Origin of the sequence: Eubacterium sp. BIOML-A2 (assembly GCF_009680135.1) — a bacterium.
In the GTDB taxonomy this organism is placed as follows: domain Bacteria; phylum Bacillota; class Clostridia; order Lachnospirales; family Lachnospiraceae; genus Faecalicatena; species Faecalicatena contortus_B.
The window spans coordinates 3660-3913 of sequence record NZ_WKZK01000109.1; the positions used below are offsets into that span (position 1 = coordinate 3660).

Here is a 254-nt window from a genome sequence, read left to right on the forward strand (position 1 = left end):
TTTCCCACCAAGAATTTCTAAGGTTCGCTTTGAGCGTTTTTGAAAGGACATGGATGTTCTCCGGGAGGCTTTCGGCTATCCCTTCATGGAGCTGGCGCATCCAACCGGCAGGAAAAGGACTCGTTCCTAAGGTGGGGCCTCAAACGGGGGCAGCGTATGGATATAGAATTGGCGGGACTTTTATGTCCCCAGTAGGTGTACATAAGCAAAGGGATACGGTTCCAGTATCAAAATAATTCAATACACATCTTGAA

The 254-nt window shown here is 47.6% G+C and carries 1 protein-coding gene; it reads left to right on the plus strand.

Going from position 1 to position 254, the window contains the following annotated elements; genetic code table 11:
* Positions 1-236: hypothetical protein (locus GKG43_RS23160; RefSeq protein WP_206672039.1), on the plus strand; the 236-nt coding region annotated here is incomplete at its 5' end.
* Positions 237-254: the final 18 nt, after the last annotated feature.